The organism is Pengzhenrongella phosphoraccumulans, from assembly GCF_045689905.1.
In the GTDB taxonomy this organism is placed as follows: domain Bacteria; phylum Actinomycetota; class Actinomycetes; order Actinomycetales; family Cellulomonadaceae; genus Pengzhenrongella; species Pengzhenrongella phosphoraccumulans.
Genome location: NZ_CP144210.1, coordinates 3,779,428 through 3,799,637 on the forward strand (window position 1 = coordinate 3,779,428; position 20,210 = coordinate 3,799,637).

The 20,210-nt window shown below is 72.2% G+C and carries 19 protein-coding genes; 14 read left to right on the plus strand and 5 right to left on the minus strand.

Annotated features, from left to right (window positions below; translation table 11 throughout):
- Nucleotides 1-6 precede the first annotated feature (6 nt).
- Nucleotides 7-1,044: a DUF4439 domain-containing protein gene (locus VTA80_RS17490; RefSeq protein WP_407342363.1), complete on the minus strand. Its 1,038-nt coding sequence runs from the start codon at nt 1,042-1,044 to the stop codon at nt 7-9.
- Nucleotides 1,045-1,163: 119 nt separating this feature from the next.
- Between VTA80_RS17490 and rimP the strand changes: the two genes are divergently transcribed.
- The 5 genes from rimP to rbfA all read left to right on the plus strand — a co-directional run bounded on the left by rimP (nt 1,164) and on the right by rbfA (nt 6,676).
- Complete coding sequence (gene rimP / locus VTA80_RS17495; RefSeq protein ID WP_407342364.1) at nt 1,164-1,691, plus strand: ribosome maturation factor RimP; 528 nt, start codon at nt 1,164-1,166, stop codon at nt 1,689-1,691.
- 1 nt (nt 1,692) lies between these two features.
- The gene (nusA, locus tag VTA80_RS17500) at nt 1,693-2,718 is read left to right on the plus strand and encodes a transcription termination factor NusA (RefSeq protein WP_407342365.1); all 1,026 of its coding nucleotides are present in this window, start codon (nt 1,693-1,695) and stop codon (nt 2,716-2,718) included.
- A gap of 134 nt (nt 2,719-2,852) precedes the next feature.
- The gene (locus VTA80_RS17505; protein ID WP_407342366.1) at nt 2,853-3,062 is read left to right on the plus strand and encodes a YlxR family protein; all 210 of its coding nucleotides are present in this window, start codon (nt 2,853-2,855) and stop codon (nt 3,060-3,062) included.
- Nucleotides 3,063-3,238: 176 nt separating this feature from the next.
- Nucleotides 3,239-6,103 (plus strand): translation initiation factor IF-2, encoded by a 2,865-nt coding sequence (gene infB, locus VTA80_RS17510; RefSeq protein ID WP_407342367.1) that lies wholly within the window; start codon nt 3,239-3,241, stop codon nt 6,101-6,103.
- Nucleotides 6,104-6,217: 114 nt separating this feature from the next.
- Nucleotides 6,218-6,676, plus strand: coding sequence for a 30S ribosome-binding factor RbfA (gene rbfA, locus VTA80_RS17515; protein WP_407342368.1), 459 nt, complete (start codon nt 6,218-6,220; stop codon nt 6,674-6,676).
- A gap of 62 nt (nt 6,677-6,738) precedes the next feature.
- Here rbfA and VTA80_RS17520 read toward each other — a convergent pair whose 3' ends face one another.
- A complete protein-coding gene (locus VTA80_RS17520) occupies nt 6,739-8,199 on the minus strand; it encodes a DHA2 family efflux MFS transporter permease subunit (RefSeq protein ID WP_407342369.1) in 1,461 nt (486 codons plus the stop codon).
- A 71-nt stretch (nt 8,200-8,270) separates the two neighbouring features.
- Between VTA80_RS17520 and VTA80_RS17525 the strand changes: the two genes are divergently transcribed.
- From VTA80_RS17525 to VTA80_RS17560, 8 genes are all read left to right on the plus strand, one after another.
- Nucleotides 8,271-8,861, plus strand: a complete 591-nt coding sequence (locus tag VTA80_RS17525; protein ID WP_407342370.1) for a TetR/AcrR family transcriptional regulator — start codon at nt 8,271-8,273, stop codon at nt 8,859-8,861.
- Entirely contained in the window at nt 8,858-9,829 is a 972-nt protein-coding gene (gene truB, locus VTA80_RS17530; RefSeq protein WP_407342371.1) for a tRNA pseudouridine(55) synthase TruB, read from the plus strand. The genes VTA80_RS17525 and truB overlap by 4 nt, the downstream gene beginning before the upstream one ends.
- An 84-nt stretch (nt 9,830-9,913) precedes the next feature.
- Nucleotides 9,914-10,957, plus strand: a complete 1,044-nt coding sequence (locus tag VTA80_RS17535; RefSeq protein ID WP_407345802.1) for a bifunctional riboflavin kinase/FAD synthetase — start codon at nt 9,914-9,916, stop codon at nt 10,955-10,957.
- Nucleotides 10,958-11,046: 89 nt separating this feature from the next.
- Nucleotides 11,047-11,316 carry a 30S ribosomal protein S15 gene (gene rpsO / locus VTA80_RS17540; RefSeq protein WP_407342372.1) on the plus strand — a complete coding sequence of 90 codons (270 nt, stop codon included), beginning with the start codon at nt 11,047-11,049 and terminating at the stop codon, nt 11,314-11,316.
- 204 nt (nt 11,317-11,520) lie between these two features.
- Nucleotides 11,521-13,749 (plus strand): polyribonucleotide nucleotidyltransferase, encoded by a 2,229-nt coding sequence (locus VTA80_RS17545; RefSeq protein ID WP_407342373.1) that lies wholly within the window; start codon nt 11,521-11,523, stop codon nt 13,747-13,749.
- Between the two features lies 1 nt (nt 13,750).
- Nucleotides 13,751-15,091, plus strand: coding sequence for a M16 family metallopeptidase (locus VTA80_RS17550; RefSeq protein ID WP_407342374.1), 1,341 nt, complete (start codon nt 13,751-13,753; stop codon nt 15,089-15,091).
- A gap of 21 nt (nt 15,092-15,112) precedes the next feature.
- Nucleotides 15,113-15,892, plus strand: a complete 780-nt coding sequence (gene dapB, locus VTA80_RS17555) for a 4-hydroxy-tetrahydrodipicolinate reductase (RefSeq protein WP_407342375.1) — start codon at nt 15,113-15,115, stop codon at nt 15,890-15,892.
- Between the two features lie 12 nt (nt 15,893-15,904).
- Nucleotides 15,905-16,357, plus strand: a complete 453-nt coding sequence (locus VTA80_RS17560) for a hypothetical protein (protein ID WP_407342376.1) — start codon at nt 15,905-15,907, stop codon at nt 16,355-16,357.
- Nucleotides 16,358-16,496: 139 nt separating this feature from the next.
- On the opposite strand, the gene VTA80_RS17565 is transcribed toward VTA80_RS17560, so the two are convergent.
- Nucleotides 16,497-17,054: a GNAT family N-acetyltransferase gene (locus VTA80_RS17565; protein ID WP_407342377.1), complete on the minus strand. Its 558-nt coding sequence runs from the start codon at nt 17,052-17,054 to the stop codon at nt 16,497-16,499.
- A gap of 390 nt (nt 17,055-17,444) precedes the next feature.
- Between VTA80_RS17565 and VTA80_RS17570 the strand changes: the two genes are divergently transcribed.
- On the plus strand, nt 17,445-19,061 hold the full coding sequence (locus tag VTA80_RS17570; protein ID WP_407342378.1) for a DUF222 domain-containing protein: 1,617 nt from the start codon (nt 17,445-17,447) through the stop codon (nt 19,059-19,061).
- 14 nt (nt 19,062-19,075) lie between these two features.
- Here VTA80_RS17570 and VTA80_RS17575 read toward each other — a convergent pair whose 3' ends face one another.
- Both VTA80_RS17575 and VTA80_RS17580 read right to left on the minus strand, forming a co-directional pair.
- Nucleotides 19,076-19,381 carry an AzlD domain-containing protein gene (locus tag VTA80_RS17575; RefSeq protein WP_407345803.1) on the minus strand — a complete coding sequence of 102 codons (306 nt, stop codon included), beginning with the start codon at nt 19,379-19,381 and terminating at the stop codon, nt 19,076-19,078.
- A gap of 11 nt (nt 19,382-19,392) precedes the next feature.
- A complete protein-coding gene (locus tag VTA80_RS17580) occupies nt 19,393-20,196 on the minus strand; it encodes an AzlC family ABC transporter permease (protein WP_407345805.1) in 804 nt (267 codons plus the stop codon).
- Between the last annotated feature and the right edge of the window lie 14 nt (nt 20,197-20,210).

A 20,210-nucleotide genomic window follows, 5' to 3' on the forward strand; every position in this document is an offset into this window, starting at 1 on the left:
GGGTCGTCAGCCCGCAGCGCGCTCAGGGAGCCCTGGGAACGCCGGCACCGGTGCACCCCAGGCGACCGCCGTCGCGGTGGCCTCAGTGAGCGCGTCGGCCAGCGCTGGGCGGGAGTCCGGGTCGGCGTCGGCCAGGAGCGAGGCGTAGGACGTGGCGAGCGACAGCTCGATCGTCTGCGCGAAGACCGTGGCAACGGCGGGGTCGCCCAGCCCGGCCGGCAGCGCATAGGCGGCGCGGCGCGGGTCGAGCCCCGGGGTGGTGAGCTTGGCCAGCCGGGCCCACTGCTCGGCGCGGTCGCGGTGCACGGCCGCACGGTCGAGCGCCGTCGTGCGGGCCGCGTCCGAGAGCTGGGCGGCGACGACCTCGTCGCCGTACCCCGCCTCGTCCTCGCCCGCCACGATCGCGCTCAGCGCGCTCGGTGCCAGGCCCGACGGCGCCGCGGTCGGCACGACGGTTTCCGGCAGGGCCGGGACCTCGAGGCCGGCCGCGCCGGCAAGCTGCCGCGCGAGGAGCAGGCGGGCGGTCGAGACCGATCCGAGCAGCCGGGCGAGCGCGCCGTCGGGGACCGAGGCGGCGTCGGCGCGGGCGCTCGAGGCGGCGAGGACGAGCTTCGCGACCAGGTCGGCCTCGGTGGCTGCGGCAGCCGCGGTCGCCGCGGGATCGGATGCTGTGGGGCTGGCCGGGCCGGGGTCCTCGGTCGGCGTGGTGTCGCCCGAGCCCAGCTGGTCGAGGTGCGCGTCGGACTGGGTGACGACAGCCGCCCGCAGCGCGGTGATCGGGTCGGCGGGATCCGTGCCGGCCGGGGCCGCGAGCACCACGAGACCGACGGAGTCCGCACTCGCGCGCTGGCGGGCGATCTCGTTGGCGTCGGGCACGGGTGCCACCACGGGCGGCGTCTCGACCCGAAGGCCGCAGCCCGCCAGCAACCCGACGAGCGCGAGACCCGCGGCGACGGTGCGCAGGCGGCGTCGGGCCGGCCGTCGGCGCCCGGTCGCGGGGTGCTCGAATCCAGGTCGGGGAGGGAATGTGCGTGCGGAGGTCATCGCGGGTGATCTTGCCATGCCGGTCCATCCCCTGGGACTCGGTAGGCTAGGGGCCGCAAGTACAACAACAGGGTCGAATCCACGCAGGGGTTGCCCGCTGGAGCCGACGGGAGAAACGCATGGCGACGCCAGCAAGCACGGAGCGGGTTCGCACGGTGGTGGAACCCGTCGTCGTCGCAGCCGGGCTGGTCCTCGAGGACCTTGAGGTGGTCCCGGCCGGTCGACGCACGGTGGTCCGCGTCACGATCGACCTGGAGGACGACGCCGTCGGCGGCCTCGATCTCGACACGCTGGCCGACGTGGCCCGCGCAGTGAGCGCGGCGCTCGACGAGACGTCCCCCGTGAACGGCGAGTACACCCTGGAGGTGAGCACGCCCGGGACGTCACGTCCGCTCACGGAGCTGCGCCACTTCAAGCGGGCACGCACGCGGCTCGTGCGCCTGACCTTGCGCGACGGGACGGCCACTCTGGGCCGGCTCGCGGCGGTCGAGGGCACCGAGCTGATCCTGAGCCCCGTCGACGCGGCCACGAGCCGTGACGTCGCGGGCGAACCCATCACCATCGCGCTCGCGGACATCGCGAGCGCCTCAGTCGAGGTCGAGCTCTCCCGCGCGCGGGGCGACGACGACGACGACGGAAAGAGCTGACATGGACATCGACATGACGACGCTGCGAATGCTGGAGCGCGAGCGCGACATCAGCCTGGACGTGCTGGTCTCGGCCATCGAGCAGGCGCTGCTCTCGGCCTACCACCGCACCCCCGGCGCGCGGACCAAGGCCCGCGTGGTCGTGGACCGCAAGTCCGGCCACGTGACCGTGTGGGCCACGGACGACGTCGTGCTCGACGAGGACGGGGTCGCGAGCGATCCCGGTCCGGAGTTCGAGGACACCCCGGAGGGCTTCGGGCGGATCGCCACGGCGACGGCACGACAGGTCATCGTGCAGCGGCTGCGCGACGCCGAGGACGACCAGGTGCTCGGCAACTTCCGCGGCAAGGAGGGCGAGGTCCTCGCGGGCGTGATCCAGCAGGGTCGCGACCCGCGCGTGGTGCTCGTCGACGTCGGCGGGACCGAGGCCGTCCTGCCCGCCCACGAGCAGGTCCCCACCGAGAAGTACGTGCACGGCGAGCGTCTGCGCGGCTACGTGCTCGACGTCGGTCGCGGCCCGCGGGGCCCGCAGGTCACGCTCTCGCGCACGCACCCGAACCTCGTGCGGAAGCTCTTCGAGCTGGAGGTGCCCGAGGTCGCCGACGGCACGGTCGAGATCATGTCGATCGCGCGCGAGGCGGGCCACCGCACCAAGATGTCGGTGCGCACGAAGGTCCCCGGCCTCAACGCCAAGGGCGCCTGCATCGGGCCGCTCGGTTCACGGGTGCGGGCCGTCATGTCCGAGCTGCACGGCGAGAAGATCGACATCGTCGACCACTCCGACGACCCGGCCGAGATGGTGGCCCACGCGCTCTCGCCGGCCCGGGTGCTCTCCGTCACGGTCGTCGACCCGATCGCCCGGGCCGCGCGCGTGATCGTGCCCGACTTCCAGCTGTCGCTCGCGATCGGCAAGGAGGGGCAGAACGCCCGCCTCGCCGCCAAGCTCACGGGTTGGCGGATCGACATCCGGTCCGACGCCGCCGTGGCGGACGCGAGCGGGGAGGCCGCTCCCGGTTCAGCCCGGTGAGCGATGGCGGTAGACTCACTGCGGCTGGGCTAGGCACCCGGCACTCCAGCAGCGCCGCGCCGGGACCGATCACGGGTCCGGTGCGTACGTGTGTGGGGTGTCGGTCAACCGGGTCCAGATCTGTGCTGGTGCGCGTGGTTGCGATCGAGGGTGCGGGAGCGGTTGCCGAGCTCGTGGTCGACGTCAGGCGTTGCCTGCCGGGTAGGGGAGCGTGGCTGCACCCCGAACCTGCGTGCCTCGAGCTCGCTGAACGCCGTCGGGCATTCCCCCGGGCCCTGCATGTTGCAGGCCTGGTGGAGGTCTCCGCGGTGCGCGCGTACCTCGCAGCCCGGCAGGAGAAGTAGAAGGAGCGGTGCCGGTTCCACAGCCGGTCGCCGAGTGGAGCACGACCAACAGCGACACGAAAGCGGGTTGGAAGCCGATGGCTGCCCGATGAGAATCCAGCGATGAGTACCCAGCGATGAGTACCCAGTACTAACGACGGCCTGACCCTGTCCGGGCGGGCCGAGACAGGAGAGTTGTGGCTAAGGTCCGCGTCTACGAGCTCGCTAAAGAGCTCGGTGTGGAAAGCAAGACCATCATGAACAAGCTGGGCGAGCTCGGAGAGTTCGTCCGCTCGGCATCGTCGACCATCGAGCCGCCCGTCGTGCGCAAGCTGCGCGACGCGTACCCGGCCGGTCCGACGACGGATGGCACCGCTGCTCCGGCAGCTCCCAAACCTGGCGCCAAGCGGCCCAGCCCCGCCCCGCAGGCGCCCGTCGCCCCCGTGGCCGAGGTTCCGGCCGCGGCCCCGTCGGCACCCGCCGCTCCGGTCGCAGCAGCAGTCGCCCCGACGGCACCCGCCGCCGCCGCGCCCGCCCGCTCGACCGCGCCGTCCCCCGGGCCGCGCCCGGCTCCGGCAGCGCCGGCGCCCGCGGCTCCGGCTCCGTCCGGTTCGCGCCCCGGTGCGCCCCGGCCGGGCAACAACCCGTTCGCCCCGAGCCAGGGCATGCCCCGCTCCGGCGGATCCGGTGCGCCCGCCTCGACCGGTACGCCGGCCGGACCACCCGGTGCGCGCCCGAGTGGTCCCCGGACCAGCGGACCGCGTCCCGGCAACAACCCGTTCGCCCCGAGCCAGGGCATGCCCCGTCCCGGTGAGCGTCGCGTCGACCCGGCCGCGGCCGCGGGCACCACGCCCGCAGCCTCGGGTGATCGTCCCGGCGGTCCCCGTCCCGGTGGCCCGCGTCCCAGCCCGGGCATGATGCCCCAGCGCAGCGCGGTCGGTCGCCCCGGTGACCGTCCGGCCCCTGCTGGTCGCGGTGGCGGCGCCCGTCCCGGTGGCGGTGGCGGCTACGCCGGCCGTCCCGGTGGCGCCGGTGGTGGCGCTCCTGGTGGCGCCCCGGGCGCTGGCGGCGGGTTCGCCGGTCGCCCCGGTGGTGGCGGTCGTCCCGGTGGTGCCGGTCGCGGCAGCACGCAGGGTGCATTTGGTCGCGCCGGAGGTCGTCCCGTTCGCGGACGGAAGTCGAAGCGGGCCAAGCGCCAGGAGTTCGAGCAGATGCAGGCCCCCTCGCTGGGTGGCGTGCAGGTTCCGCGCGGGAGCGGCACGACGCCGGTCCGCCTGCGTCGCGGTTCGTCGCTGAACGACTTCGCCGACAAGATCGACGCCAACCCCGCCAGCCTGGTCACGGTGCTGTTCCACCTCGGTGAGATGGTCACCGCGACGCAGTCGCTGGACGAGGACATGTTCGGCACGCTCGCCGCTGAGCTCGGCTACGTCATCGAGATGGTCTCGGCCGAGGAAGAGGACCGCGAGCTGCTCGGGGCCTTCGACATCGACCTCGACGCCGAGCTGGCCGACGAGGACGACTCGCAGCTCAAGGCCCGTCCGCCCGTCGTGACCGTCATGGGTCACGTCGACCACGGTAAGACGAAGCTCCTCGACGCGATCCGGCAGACCGACGTGGTGGCCGGTGAGGCGGGTGGCATCACCCAGCACATCGGTGCCTACCAGGTCCGGACCATGCACGAGGGCATCGACCGCGCGGTCACCTTCATCGACACCCCGGGCCACGAGGCGTTCACCGCCATGCGTGCACGTGGTGCGCAGGTCACGGACATCGCGATCCTCGTGGTCGCGGCCGACGACGGCGTGATGCCGCAGACGATCGAGGCGCTCAACCACGCCCAGGCCGCCGGCGTGCCGATCGTGGTCGCGGTGAACAAGATCGACAAGGAGGGGGCCAACCCCGCCAAGATCCGTCAGCAGCTCACCGAGTACAACCTGGTGGCCGAGGAGTACGGCGGCGACACGATGTTCGTCGACGTCTCCGCGAAGCAGAAGCTGGGCATCGACCAGCTGCTCGAGGCCGTCCTCCTCACGGCGGATGCGGCCCTCGACCTGCGGGCGAACCCCGACAAGGCCGCGCGAGGGGTTGCCATCGAGGCGAACCTCGACAAGGGCCGCGGTGCGGTTGCGACCGTGCTGGTCCAGTCGGGCACGCTGAAGGTCGGCGACGCGATCGTGGCCGGAACGGCTCACGGCCGGGTCCGCGCCATGTTCGACGAGCACGGCGGCAGCGTTCTCGAGGCCGGTCCGGCGCGTCCGGTCATGGTCCTCGGGCTCGCCTCGGTCCCGGGAGCCGGTGACACCATCCTGGTGGCGCCCGACGAGCGGACCGCGCGGCAGATCGCCGAGAAGCGTGAGGCCGCCCAGCGGGCCGCGCTCCTGGCGAAGCGTCGCAAGCGCATCAGCCTCGAGGACTTCACGCAGGCGCTGCAGCAGGGCAAGGTCGAGACCCTCAACCTGGTCCTCAAGGGCGATGTGTCGGGTGCCGTCGAGGCGCTCGAGGACTCGCTGCTCAAGATCGACGTCGGCGAAGAGGTCGAGCTGCGCGTCATCCACCGTGGGGTGGGCGACATCACGCAGAACGACGTCAACCTGGCGACGGTCGACAACGCGATCATCATCGGCTTCAACGTCAAGTTCGGTGAGCGCGTCGAGGACCTCGCAGACCGCGAGGGCGTCGACGTCCGCTTCTACTCGGTCATCTACCAGGCGATCGACGACGTCGAGTCGGCCCTCAAGGGCATGCTCAAGCCGGAGTACGAAGAGGTCCAGCTCGGTACCGCTGAGGTGCGCGAGGTGTTCCGGTCCTCCAAGTTCGGCAACGTCGCGGGTTCGCTCGTGCGGTCCGGTCAGATCGTCCGCAACTCCAAGGCGCGCGTTCTGCGCGGGGACAAGGTCGTCGGGGACAACCTCACGGTCGAGTCGCTCAAGCGCTTCAAGAACGACGCCACGGAGGTCCGCGAGGGCTACGAGTGCGGGATCGGGCTCGGCTCGTTCAACGACGTCGAGATCGGTGACGTGATCGAGACCTTCGAGATGCGCGAGAAGCCTCGCAAGTAGTACGACGGTGGCTGAGCCCGGGTGACGGTACGTCGTCACCCGGGCTTTGCCGTCCGGCACGAGGATTGAGTTCGTCGGGTACGACCAGGCAGCACCGCTAAAGGAGAACAAGTCATGGCTGATCACGCACGCGCGCGCAAGCTCGCGGACCGGATCCAGGTGATCGTGGCCCAGATGATCGACACGCGGATCAAGGACCCGCGCCTCGGTTTCGTCACGGTGACCGATGTGCGCGTCACCGGCGACCTGCAGCACGCGTCGGTGTTCTACACCGTGCTGGGCGACGCCGAGGCCCGCGCCGGGTCCGCCGTCGCGCTCGAGAGCGCCAAGGGGCTGATGCGGTCCGAGGTCGGCAAGCAGACCGGTGTGCGGCTCACCCCGTCGCTCGAGTTCGTGCTCGACGCCGTCCCGGAGACGGCGGCGAACATGACCGCCGCGTTGACCGAGGCCGCACGCCGTGACGCCGAGGTGGCCGCGCTGGCCGCCGGCGCCGTCTACGCGGGCGACGCCGACCCGTACAAGAAGGCCCCCGTGGCCGACGACGACGAGGACGCCGAGTCCGAGAACGACTGACGCCTGGTGCGTGTTCGAGCGGTGACGTCCCGCGTGGACGTCACCGCTCGAACGACTGGGCTCTACTCGTGGGTCGCGCGGCCCGTGCTGCGGGGGAGCCAGCGGGTGGCGATGGCGCCGACCGCGAGCACGGCGGCGCCGGTGAGGATCGCGTTACGCAGGCCCGCGTCGTAACCGGTCGGCGTGAGGGTCCCGCCACCGGCCTGGAAGACGGCGACCAGCACGGCCACCCCGAGCGCGACGCCGATCTCCCGGATGGTCGCGTTGGTCGAGCTCGCCGTGGCGTGGTCGTCCGGCACCATGTCGGCCAGCACGGCGGTCGCGCTCGGCGCGAACGTCAACCCCATCCCGACGCCGGCCAGCACGAAGCCGGGCACGAGTTCGGCGTACGGCGTCGACGCACCCACGGTGAGCGCGAGCCAGGCCAGGCCGATCGCCTGGAGCGTGAGCCCCGTGCCGAGCAGCACGCGGACGCCCACGCGCGGCGCGAGCAGCCCGGCGATCGGGGCCACGAACATCGGCGCGGCCGTCCACGGCAGCGTCCGGATCCCGGCCTCGAGCGGGGTGTAGCCGTCGACGATCTGCAGGTACTGCGCGAGCAGGAACACCGCCCCGAACATGCCGAGCGAGAACGCCAGCGATGTCACGTTCGCCACGGTGAAGCTGCGCGAGCGGAACAGCCGCAGCGGGATCAGCGGGTGCGCCGTCCGGCCCTCGAACACGATGAACGCGGCGAGCAGGGCCACCGAGCCGACGAGCGCGGCGACGACGGGAGCGGACCCCCAGCCGAGCTCGTTGGCGCGCACGATGCCCCAGACCCCGGCCAGGACCCCGAACCCGACCAGCGTGAGGCCGACGACGTCGAGCGGCTGTCGCCGGCCGCGCGACTCGGGCAGGGCCCGCAGGATCAGGGGGATGGCGATCAGGGCGACCGGGACGTTGAGCCAGAAGATCGCCTGCCAGGAGAAGCCGTCCACGACGGCGCCTCCGATGACGGGTCCGAGCGCGACGCCCAGGCCGGACACGCCGCCCCAGACGCCGATCGCCATCGCGCGGCGGGACGCCGGTACCGCCCCGGCGAGCAAGGTCAGGGAGAGCGGCATGATCGCCGCCCCGCCGACACCCTGGACGGCGCGGGCGAGGATGAGCGTGCCGGCGGAGGTCGCCAGCGCCGAGCCGATCGAGGCGAGCGTGAACAGCGCGATCCCGCCGAGGAAGACGCGTCGTCGGCCCCAGCGGTCCCCGAGGGTCGCGGCGGTGAGCATGAGGGTCGCGAACGAGAGCGTGTAGGCGTTCACCATCCACTGCAGCTGCTCGATGCTCGCGCCCAGGTCTGCCTGGATCACCGGCAGCGCGCTGGTCATGACGAGGTTGTCGAGCGTCGACATGAACATCGGGATCGAGGCGGCCGCCAGGGCGAGCGCGACCGGGACGGCGCGCCGCCCCACCGGGGCTCGGGGCGGGGTCGCGACGAGCGAACCCGGAGGGGGGTCGAGCTGGTCGGTCGGTGCGGTGACAGTCATGAGAGCTCCTGTATGCATCGGATGATTACTAACTCGACCGACGGTAGGCATTGACTGATAACCTGTCAAGCATGAGCGACGAACTGGTCCGAAGGATGACCGCGGGGGAGCGGCGCGAGCAGATCCTGCACGTCGCGCTCCGCGTCTTTGCCGCGGGCGGCTACATCGGGACGACGACGGATCAGGTCGCGCGCGCGGCCGGGGTCTCGCAGCCCTACGTGGTGCGCCTGTTCGGCGGCAAGCAGCAGCTGTTCGCCGAGGTGTACGCGCGGGCCAGCCAGCGCGTCGTCGAGGCGCTGGCGGCGGTCGAGCCGGGCCCGGACGCCAAGCGCGAGATGGGCGAGGCGTACGTCGGGCTGCTCGCCGACCGCGACCTGCTCCTGCTGCTCCTGCACGGGTTCGCCTCCGGCTCCGAGCCGGAGATCGGCCGGCTGGCCCGGCACACGCTGAGCGAGGCCTTCCGGCTGTACCGGGAGCGCACGGGGCAGGACGAGGACGAGGCGAGAGTCTTCGTCGCCCACGGGATGCTCATCAACGTCATGCTCGCCGTCGGCGCACCGGAGCACGCGGGGGAGGACCCCGCGCTCGACGCGCTCACGGTGTGCACGTTCGGCAGCGGGCTGCCCGCGGCGCTTGCCGGCGCGGCAGCGGTCGCCGGATGACCGGCTCGGTCCCGGGCACGCGCACGCACACCGAGCCGGGAGTGCGCCCGCCCCGGCGCCCGACGGCGGCGGACGGCCTGGTCGTCGTCGACAAACCGATCGGGTGGACGAGCCACGACGTCGTCGCGCGGATGCGCCGGGTCGCGGGCACGCGCAAGGTCGGTCACGCCGGCACGCTCGACCCGATGGCGACCGGGGTCCTGGTGCTCGGCATCGGGCGAGCCACCCGGCTGCTCACCTACGTCGTGGGCGCCGACAAGGAGTACGTCGCCACGATCCGGCTCGGGGTGGCCACCACCACCGACGACGCCGAGGGCGATCTGCTGACCCAGACCGACGCGTCCGGCATCACGCGGGACGCCATCGACGCCGTCGTTGCGAAGCTGACCGGCCCGATCGAGCAGGTGCCCAGTTCGGTGAGCGCCATCAAGGTCGACGGCCAGCGCGCCTACGCCCGGGTGCGGGCCGGCGAGCACGTCGAGCTCGCCTCCCGGCCGGTGACCGTCGCGCGGTTCGACGTGCACGAGGTCCGCACGGAGCACCTGCCCGACGGCGCCGTCCTCGACGTCGACGTCACCGTCGTGTGCTCGTCGGGGACCTACATCCGCGCCCTGGCGCGCGACCTGGGGACGGCCCTCGGCGTGGGCGGCCACCTCACCGCGCTGCGCCGCACGCGCGTGGGCGGCTACGGGCTGACCGGGGCGCGCACGCTCGACGAGCTCGAGCAGCTCGATCCGGACGTCCCGCTCGAGGTGCTCTCGCTCGCGGACGCCGCGCGCGCGACCTTCCCGGTACGCGACCTCACCGGCGAGGAGGCGGCCGCGCTCTCCTACGGCAAGCGGATCGACGTCGGCCAGGTGCGCGACGGCGAGACGGTCGCGGCCATCGCGCCCGACGGGACGCTGGTGGCGCTGCTCACCGCGGACGGCCTGCACGCCCGCCCGGCGCTGGTGTTCGCGCCGGCCTGACCGGGCCCGGTCGGCGCGCGTGGCAGTCTTGTCCTCGGCCCGCCCCACTTCGTGGGCGGACGCCCATACACAACGGGAGTGATCGTGCATCGCTGGACCGACCTTTCCCAGGTCCCCACGGGGTTCGGGCCGTCGGTGGTCACGCTCGGCAACTTCGACGGCGTGCACCGCGGGCACCGCAGCGTGCTGACCCGGATGGTCGCCGATGCCCGCGCGGCCGGTGCGCAGGCGGTCGCCGTGACCTTCTCGCCGCACCCCGCGCAGGTGCACCACCCCGACACCGCGCCCCCGCTGCTGACCGGGGTCGAGGACCGCCTCGCGCTGCTCGAGCGCACCGGGCTCGACGCCGTCCTGCTGCAGCACTACACGCTCGACTTCGCGCGGCAGTCGCCCGAGGAGTTCGTCAGCCGGTACCTGGTGGACGCGCTCGGCGCGCGGACGGTGGTGGTCGGACGCGACGTGCGGTTCGGCTGGGGCAACGCGGGGGACCTCGCCACGATGACCAAGCTCGGCGAGCGCTACGGCTTCACCGTCGAGGTGATCGAGGACCTCGCGGCCGAGCAGGAGCCGGCCGAGCTCAAGGTCAACACCCCCCAGGACGAGCGCCTGCGGCACGCAGCGGATCCGCTGCACCGCCGCTGGTCGTCCACGTGGGTGCGCGAGCTGCTCATCGAGGGTCGCGTCGCGGCCGCTGCGACCGTGCTGGGGCGCCCGCACCGGGTGCGCGGCGTCGTCGTGCATGGTGATGCGCGGGGGCGCGAGCTCGGGTTCCCGACCGCGAACCTCGGCCCCGAGGTCGCGGGGATGGTCCCGGCCGACGGCGTCTACGCCGGCTGGCTGCGGCGCCTCGCCCTCGCGGCGGACGCGGCTGACGTCGTTCTTCCTGCCGCGATCTCGATCGGCACGAACCCGACCTTCGACGGCGTCACGCAGCGGGTCGAGGCTTATGCGCTCGACCGGACCGACCTCGATCTGTACGGCGAGGAGGTCGCGTTCGAGTTCGTCGCGCACCTGCGCCCGACGTTGCGGTTCGACTCGGTCGACGAACTCATCGTCCAGATGCACGAGGACGTCACCCGGGCTCGCGACCTGCTGGCCGATGCGGGCGGGGCTCCCACCGACTGGTAACATCGGGTCGCCGTCAGATCGGCCGCGGACCCAGAGCGCTCGGGTGGATATGCCCCAGAGCACCGCGCAGCGAGACAACCAGGAGAGCCGTGCCCCTCGAAGCAGCCAAGAAGCAGTCCATCATGACCGAGTTCGCCACGCACGAGGGCGACACCGGATCCCCCGAGGTCCAGATCGCGATGATGACGCAGCGCATCACCGACCTGACCGCGCACCTCCAGGAGCACAAGCACGACCACCACAGCCGCCGGGGACTTCTCCTCATCGTCGGCAAGCGTCGTCGGATGCTCAGCTACCTCAAGCGCATCGACATCAACCGCTACCGCGCCCTCATCGGGCGCCTCGGCCTGCGCCGCTAGCACGTCACACCAGCCCGGACCTCACCGAGGTCCGGGCTGGCCCCGTGTGGGGCCTTCGGCCCCGCGACACGGCAGCACGGAAAACCACGCGCCGTCCCGGCCCGTCCGGTCCTCGGTAGTGGCTCGCGGAGCAAGGCCTCCGCGGACCTCGATCGAAGACCGCCGCGGTACCGTCCGGCGCCTTCACGAAAGAGGAGGGTACCCATGGAGGGTCCCGAGATCGAGTTCAGCGAAGCCATCATCGACAACGGCAAGTTCGGGACGCGCACCGTGCGTTTCGAGACCGGCCGCCTCGCCCGCCAGGCCGCCGGCTCCGCCGTCGCGTACCTGGACAACGACACCATGCTGCTGTCGGCCACGACGGCCGGCAAGTACCCCAAGGACCAGTTCGACTTCTTCCCCTTGACGATCGACGTCGAGGAGCGGATGTACGCCGCCGGGCGCATCCCCGGGTCGTTCTTCCGCCGCGAGGGCCGCCCCTCCACCGAGGCGATCCTGGCCTGCCGCCTGATCGACCGCCCGCTGCGCCCCACGTTCGCCAAGGGCCTGCGCAACGAGGTGCAGGTCGTCATCACCGTCATGGCGCTCAACCCCGACGACGCGTACGACACGCTGGCGATCAACGCCGCGTCGCTGTCCACGCAGCTCTCCGGCCTGCCGTTCACCGGTCCGATCGCCGGCGTGCGCATCGCGCTCGTCGACGGCCAGTGGGTCGCGTTCCCCAAGTACTCCCAGAAGGAGCGCGCCGTCTTCGAGATGGTCGTCGCCGGTCGGATCGTCGGCGACGACGTCGCGATCATGATGGTCGAGGCCGAGGCCACGAACGACTCGTGGAACCTCATCAGCGAAGGCGCCACCGCACCGACCGAGGCCGTCGTGGCCGAGGGCCTCGAGGCCGCCAAGCCGTTCCTCAAGGCACTGTGCGACGCGCAGTCCGACCTGGCCGCGCGTGCAGCCAAGCCGGTCCGCGAGTTCCCGCGCTTCCTCGACTACCAGGACGACACCTACGCGGCCGTCAAGGCCGTCGTCGAGGCCGACCTCACCGTGGCGCTGACGATCGCGGACAAGCAGGACCGCGAGAACCGCCTCGACGAGATCAAGGCCGCTGCGCTCGCGCAGCTCTCCGGCGAGTTCGCCGGCCGCGAGAAGGAGCTGTCGGCGTCGGTTCGCGCCGTCACCAAGGCGCTCGTGCGGCACCGCGTCCTCACCGACGGCGTGCGTATGGACGGCCGCGGGCTCGCCGACATCCGGACGCTGTCCGCCGAGGTCGAGGTCCTGCCACGCGTGCACGGTTCGGCGATCTTCGAGCGCGGCGAGACCCAGATCCTGGGCGTCACCACGCTGAACATGCTCCGCATGGAGCAGCAGCTCGACACGCTCTCCCCGGAGACGCGCAAGCGCTACATGCACAACTACAACTTCCCGCCGTACTCCACCGGTGAGACCGGTCGCGTGGGTTCGCCCAAGCGTCGCGAGATCGGGCACGGGGCGCTCGCCGAGCGGGCCCTCATGCCGGTTCTCCCGAGCCGCGAGGAGTTCCCCTACGCGATCCGCCAGGTCTCCGAGGCTCTCGGTTCCAACGGCTCCACGTCCATGGGTTCGGTCTGCGCCTCGACGCTGTCGCTGCTCAACGCCGGTGTGCCGCTCAAGGCGCCGGTCGCCGGCATCGCGATGGGCCTCGTCTCCGACGTGTTCGAGGGCAAGCCGCGCTACGCGGCCCTCACGGACATCCTCGGCGCCGAGGACGCGTTCGGTGACATGGACTTCAAGGTCGCCGGAACGCGCGACTTCATCACCGCCATCCAGCTCGACACCAAGCTCGACGGCCTCCCGGCGTCGGTCCTGGCGGCCGCGCTCACCCAGGCCCGCGACGCGCGGCTCGCGATCCTCGACGTCCTGGCCGAGGCCATCGACGTCCCGGACGAGATGTCCCCGTTCGCGCCCCGCGTGATCTCGGTGAAGGTCCCCGTCGACAAGATCGGCGAGGTCATCGGGCCGAAGGGCAAGATGATCAACCAGATCCAGGAGGAGACCGGCGCCACGATCTCGATCGAGGACGACGGCACGGTCTACATCGGTGCCACCGACGGACCGTCGGCGGAGGCCGCCCGGGCAGCGATCAACGCGATCGCGAACCCGATGATGCCGGAGATCGGCGAGCGTTTCGTCGGTACCGTCGTCAAGACGACGCCGTTCGGCGCCTTCATCTCGCTCTCGCCGGGCAAGGACGGACTGCTGCACATCTCGCAGATCCGCAAGCTCGTCGGTGGCAAGCGCGTCGAGAACGTCGACGACGTGCTGTCCGTGGGCCAGAAGGTCCAGGTCGAGATCGGCGAGATCGACCCGCGCGGCAAGCTGTCGCTGCACGCGGTCGTGGACGACGAGCCGACCGACACGGCCACGTCCGGCGCCCCGGCCGACGCCAACGCCTGACGTGCCACTCGCATTCGAGCTCGTAGCGCCCGGTGAGCCGGGCAGCGAGCTCACCGCCGGGCAGGACGGCGACGCCCTCGTGCGTCGTTCCGTCCTGCCCGGCGGGGTGCGGGTCCTCACCGAGACGATGCCGGGCGTGCGCTCGGCCACGGTCGGTGCCTGGGTCGGGGTGGGGTCGCGCGACGAGCGTGACGGCCACCACGGCTCGACCCACTTCCTCGAGCACCTGCTGTTCAAGGGCACGGCGCGTCGCTCCGCCATGGACATCGCCGAGGCGTTCGACGCCGTCGGCGGCGAGGCCAACGCCTCGACCGGCAAGGAGCACACGTGCTACTACGCACGGATCCTGGACTCTGACCTGCCGATGGCGGTCGACGTCATCATGGACATGGTCAGCTCGCCCCGGCTCGACGCCGAGGAGCTCGAGACCGAGCGCGGCGTCATCCTCGAAGAGCTCGCCATGAACGACGACGACCCGTCCGACGTCGTGCACGAGCTGTTCGCTGCCGCCGTCCTCGGCGAGCACCCCCTCGGGCGCCCCATCGGTGGCACGCCCGACACGATCAAGGCGGTGCCCCGCGCCGCGGTGTGGGACCACTACCGCGAGCACTACAACCCCCGCACCCTTGTCATCACCGCGGCTGGCGGCGTCGACCACGACGCGCTGTGCGCGCAGGTGCTCCGCACCCTCGGTGAGGGCGGCTGGGATGCCACGTCGGCGTCGGCCCCGTTCGGCCGGCGTCTTGGTGCCGACGCGCCCGATGCCCTGACGGGCGTCCCCGCGGTGGGCAAGCGCGTCACGGTGCGGCGCACCAACGAGCAGGCCAACGTCATCATCGGCGGCACGGGGCTGGTCGCGACCGATCCCCGTCGGTTCACGCTGTCGGTGCTCAACGCGGCCCTGGGCGGCGGCATGTCGTCGCGCCTGTTCCAGGAGATCCGCGAGAAGCGCGGGCTGGCGTACTCGACGTACTCGTTCGCCTCGGGCCACGCCGACGTCGGCATCTTCGGGCTCTACGCCGGGTGCGCGCCGGCCAAGGTCGACGAGGTGACGACGCTGCTCGAGCAGGAGTGGGAGCGCCTCGCGAACGACGGCATCACGGCCGGGGAGCTGACCCGGAGCATCGGTCAGCTCTCGGGCGGGCTGGTTCTCGGCATGGAGGACTCGGGCGCGCGGATGAGTCGGCTCGGCAAGGCCGAGCTCGTGTTCGGCGAGCTCACCACGCTCGACGAGTCCCTCGAGCTGATCCGCGCGGTCACGGCCGAGGACGTGCGCGAGCTGGCAGCCGATCTCGCGGCCCGGCCCCGGTCGATCGTCCGGATCGGCCCGTTCGGCGACTGACAGCGGCTAGGGTTTCTAGCCGTGAGCGAGCGAAGCGAGTCGACCGAGTCCGTCGCGATCCGCGTGGCCGTTCTGGGGGCGCGCGGGCGCATGGGCCGGACGGTGCGGACTGCCGTCGCGAGCGCGGACGGCCTCGAGCTCGTCGCCGCTCTCGAGGTGGACGACGACGTCGCGGTCGCCACGGCGAACGGTGCTCAGGTCGCGGTCGACTTCACCACCCCCGCATCGACCGAGGCCAACGTCCACGCGCTGATCGACGCGGGCGTGCACGCCGTGGTCGGCACGACCGGCTGGACCGACGAGTCGCTCGCGCGCGTGCGGGAGCACCTGACCCGCGTCCCGGGGATCGGGGTGGTGATCGCGCCCAACTTCGCGATCGGGGCGGTGCTCGCGATGCGCTTCGCCGCGATGGCCGCACGCTACTTCGAGTCCGTCGAGGTGATCGAGCTGCACCACCCCGACAAGCTCGATGCGCCCTCCGGTACGGCGCAGCACACAGCGGCCGGCATCGCCGCAGCTCGGGCCGCGGCCGGGCTGGGACCGATCCCGGACGCGACCGCGACCGGGCTGCCGGGTGCGCGCGGGGCCGATGTCGACGGCGTGCGCGTGCACAGCGTCCGCCTGCGCGGGCTGGTGGCCCACGAGGAGATCCTCTTCGGCAACCCGGGGGAGCAGCTGACACTGCGGCACGACTCGTTCGACCGGGTCTCGTTCATGCCGGGCGTGCTCCTCGCGGTGCGCGCGGTCGCCGGTCGACCGGGGCTCACAGTCGGCCTCGACCCCCTCCTCGACCTCGGCTGAGGGCGCGCGACGATGAAGCGAAACCTGCGCTCGATCCTGGTGGCGGTCGCTCTGACTGGTCTCCTGGCGCTGTACGTCTGGCTCGTGGCGACGCGCGCGGTCGCTCTCATGCGCACGGCAGAGCCGGTCGGCGTCGCGCTCGGGGTGGCCTTCTTGGTGCTCCCGCTCCTCGCGGTGTGGTTCATCACGCGTGAGTGGTTGCTCGCCGTCCAGGTCCAGCGGATGGCTGACGAGCTCGAGGCCGACGGCGCGCTGCCGGTCGACGACCTGCCCCGCTCGCCCAGCGGGCGGATCGACCGCGCCGCGGCGCGGATTGCGTTCGAGGGTTCGCGGACCGAAGCCGAGGCCAACCGGGGCAACTGGGCTGCGTGGTACCGGCTCGCGTTCGCCTACGACGCGGCCGGGGACCGCAAGCGCGCTCGCGAGTCCTTGCGTCGGGCCGCGGGGCTGCACCGCGCGCGCTGAGCGGCCGACTGGCTGAGCGGCCGACTGGCTGAGCGGCCGACTGGCTGAGCGGTCGACTGGCTGAGCTGCTGGCCGGCTGAGCGGCCGACTGGCTGAGCTGCTGGCCGGCTGAGCGGCCGACTGGCTGAGCTGACGCGGCTTACAGCTCGGCCGACCACCGGTGCTCCGACACGGTGCTGTCGGGGGTGGGGCCGGTAGCGAGCTCCCGGGTCGTCTCGTCCGGCCCGAGACCGGAGGCGCGCAGGAACTGGGCGCGGGCGGCGTCGCCGTCGAGCACCCACGCGACGAGGTAGCTCGCGCCGTCCTGGCGCAGGAGGTCGACGGCCGCCGCGAGGAGCCGTGAGCCGTGCCCGGTGCGCTGGGAGGCGGTCGTGACCTCGAGCGCGAGGAGCTCCCCGCCGACCGGTGCGAGCGGGGTCGCCTCGTCCGCCGGGAGCGGGCGCACCGCGGCGAACCCGACGACCGTGGCGCCCTCACAGGCCGTGAGCACCCGGTACCCGGCCCCGGGCGGCCGGACGATCGCGGCGGCCCAACGGGCCCGGAACGCCGCTGCGTCGAGGCTGTCGAGCGCCGCAGCGCCGAGCACCTCGGCGTGAGCTGACCGCCACGCCGCGAGCTGGATCTCGGTGATGGTCACCTCGTCACCGGCGACGGCGGGGCGGACGGAGACATCCGCGGACTCGGAGAACAGCGCCATCAGCGCTGAACCCGGTTGGTCGCTGCGAGCTGGGTCACGATGATCTCCGAACGCGTGGGGCCTGGTGGGTCTGGTGCCCGCAGGCTATCAAGATGCTGCTCAGAGCCACCGCTGCCGGGGCGGGTGCCAGTGCGAGGTCGGCGCGGTCGGGCCGGAGCTCGGTCGCAGTTCTCGCGAGAGGAATTGCGGTCAATGAACCGCCCCCAGCCGGCCCCCACGAATGCTAATCCACAGATTTCGGTGTGCTGTTCTTTGTCCACACCCCTGCCCGACGACGCAGCGGGGAATGTCAGTGCCCCCGGTTAGTGTGGATTGCATCGGAAATGGTGACGGTTCACCCGTTCTGAGGCAGCAAGGGTATTCCTGACGAGCAGCGGCGGGGGGTGTGAGATGACCTTTGAAGAGGACGAGCGCGCATCGTCGCAGCCGCCCACACCCGCCCAGCCGGCCGCCCAGTCGCCCACGCCCACACCTACGCCGTCGCTCGGCCTGGGGCCGTCGTCGCAACCACCCACACCCACACCCACACCCACACCCACACCCACACCCACACCCACACCCACGCCGCCGCACTCGTCCGCGCGGCTGGCGTCGTTGTCGTTGGCGCAGCGGGTGGCGGTGATCGAGGCCCAGGTCGACGCACTGGCCGCCGTATCTCCGCGGGACCTGGAAGGGGCGGGCGCGTTGGAGCTGTTCGACAGGGTGTTCGAGCTGTCGGACCGGTTGCAGGCCATCGCCACCCGCGCACTACCCGTGGTGGAGTCCGACGTGCCGTGGAACGTCAACGGGGCGCGCACGTTCCCGACCTGGTTGGCGCGGCGTGCGCACCTGACCTACGCCCGCGCGAAGCGGATGACGCGCCTGGCCCACGCGTTGCGCGACGAGCTGCCGTTGACTGCCGCGGCGGTGGTCACCGGGGGTGAGGGGCGGGTCAGTGTGGAGCAGGCCGAGATCCTGACCACCGCGGCGGCGACCAGCGAGGCGCGCCGGGCGGTGTTGGCGGACCCGGACGCCCCGGTCGGTGAACGGTTCCTGCTGAACCAGGCCGCCCAGGTCAGCGCCGACACGCTGCGCATGCTCGCCCGCCGGTGGGCGGCCGCCGCGGACCCGGAAGCGGACGAGCGGGGATACACCGGCGCCACCGAGCGGGAGTTCTTCGACATCTCCGCCACCACCGGGGGGTGCCACCTGTCCGGGTTCCTGACCACCGAGCACGGCCAAGGGCTCCTGGTCGCCCTGCAGGCCGTGCAAGGCGTGCCGGCGGCCGGTGATGACCGGACCGCGTCGCAGCGTCGCGCGGGGGCGTTGTCGGACCTGGCCCGGTTGACGTTGGACCAGGGCCTGACCGGCAAAGGCGCCTCGGTACGCCCGCACATCAGTGTGCTGGTGGACTACCCGACCCTGATCGCCATGACCACCCGCGCCGGGGTGACCCACCTGCTCGACCCGTCCCTGCACCCGACCGACTGCGACCGGGTGGACCCGGCCCTGCTGTTCCCGCCCCCCGCACCGGGCGGGCTGCTTGAGCAGGGGCTGCTCGGTACTGAGTCGCTCGACACTGGGCTGCGCGGGCGCGGGCTGCCCCACGGGTCGCCGCTGGTCCCGCAGGTGCTTCGTCCGGCGGTGTTCGAGGACGGGCAGCTGGTGCCGCGCGTCGTGCTGGACCGACTGTTGTGTGATGCGGAGATCAGTCGGTTCATGTTCAGCCCGGACTCGCAGCTCATCAATATCGGCCGCGCCAAACGCACCTTCACCGGCCAATTACGTCGCGCGATCATCGCCCGTGACAAACATTGCCAATACCCCGGTTGCACCGCGCCACCGCGCATGTGCGAATGCCACCACTCCATCCAATGGTTCCGTGACCACGGCGACACCGATGCCACCACCGGGGTGCTGCTGTGCTGGCACCACCACGACCACACCCACGACCACGGCATCGAGATCACCTGGACACCTACCGGCTGGCAATTCACCGACCGCCACGGCGTCGTGATCCGCCGCTGAACCGACGCGAGGGCTCAGAGACCCAGTGCGCGCAGCCCGGCTGCCGTGAGTGCCGCGGCGACCACCACGACGATGAAGGGGGCCCGCAGCGCGAGCGCGACCGCCGCAACGACGAGCGCGGGGACGCGTGCGTCGAGCACCACGTGGTAGCCGCTGGTCAACGTCTGCACCGCGACGAGGGCCGAGAGCAGCGCCACGGTCACGAGCGAGGCGGTTCGGGCGACCCGGGCGTCGGCCAGCCAGTGAGTGGGCACCAGGTGTCCGAGGAGCTTGATCGCGAAGACCACCGCCGACGCCGCAAGGATCGCGAGCCAGGTCATCGCCCAGGCGTTCACGTTCGCTCCTGCCCGTTGACGGTGTCATCGGCGGTGTCAGCCGCGGTGTCGGCCTTGGCGGGGGCCACGCCTGCTGCCTCGGCGGCGGCCACGCTGGCTGCCTCGTCGGGCGCCTCGGCGGCGGTGACGGGCCGGGTCCAGCCGATCACGACCGCCACGACCGCGGCCGCGAGAACGCCGACCCCCGGGGGAGTGATCGGTGTGAGTCCGAGCGCGACGACGATCGCGGCCAGCGCGGTGACCTGCGCCGTGCGTCCGGCCAGCCGCGGCCACACGAGCGCGAGGAACGCAGCCGGGGCCGCCGCGTCGAGCCCGTAGCGGCGCGGGTCGCCCAGGGCGTCGCCCAGCACCGCACCCGCGAGCGTGCACGCGTTCCAGGCCACGAACACACCGATCCCGGTCCACCAGAAACCGACCCGGTTCGCGACCACGGTCGGCTGCGCCGTGCCGACGGCGGTGGACTCGTCGATCGTCAGGTGGGCCGCGAGCGGCCGGCGCCAGCCGGCCACGCCCAGCAGCGGGGCGACCCGCACGCCGTAGAGCGCGTTCCGGGCGCCCAGCAGCCCGGCGGTAGCCACCGCGGCCAGCCCGGTGCCGCCGGCGCCGAGGATGCCGATGAACGCGAACTGGGAGCCGCCGGAGAACATCAGCACGCTGAGCGCGACCGTCTGCGGCAGGTCGAGGCCCGCCGCCACGGACAGCGCGCCGAACGAGATCCCGTAGAGCCCGGTCGCCACGGACACGCTGACGGCCTGGCGGACGGCGGTCCGCGCGCCGAGGTCCTGGGTCACGCCGGTCAGGTTAGCCTGGCGGC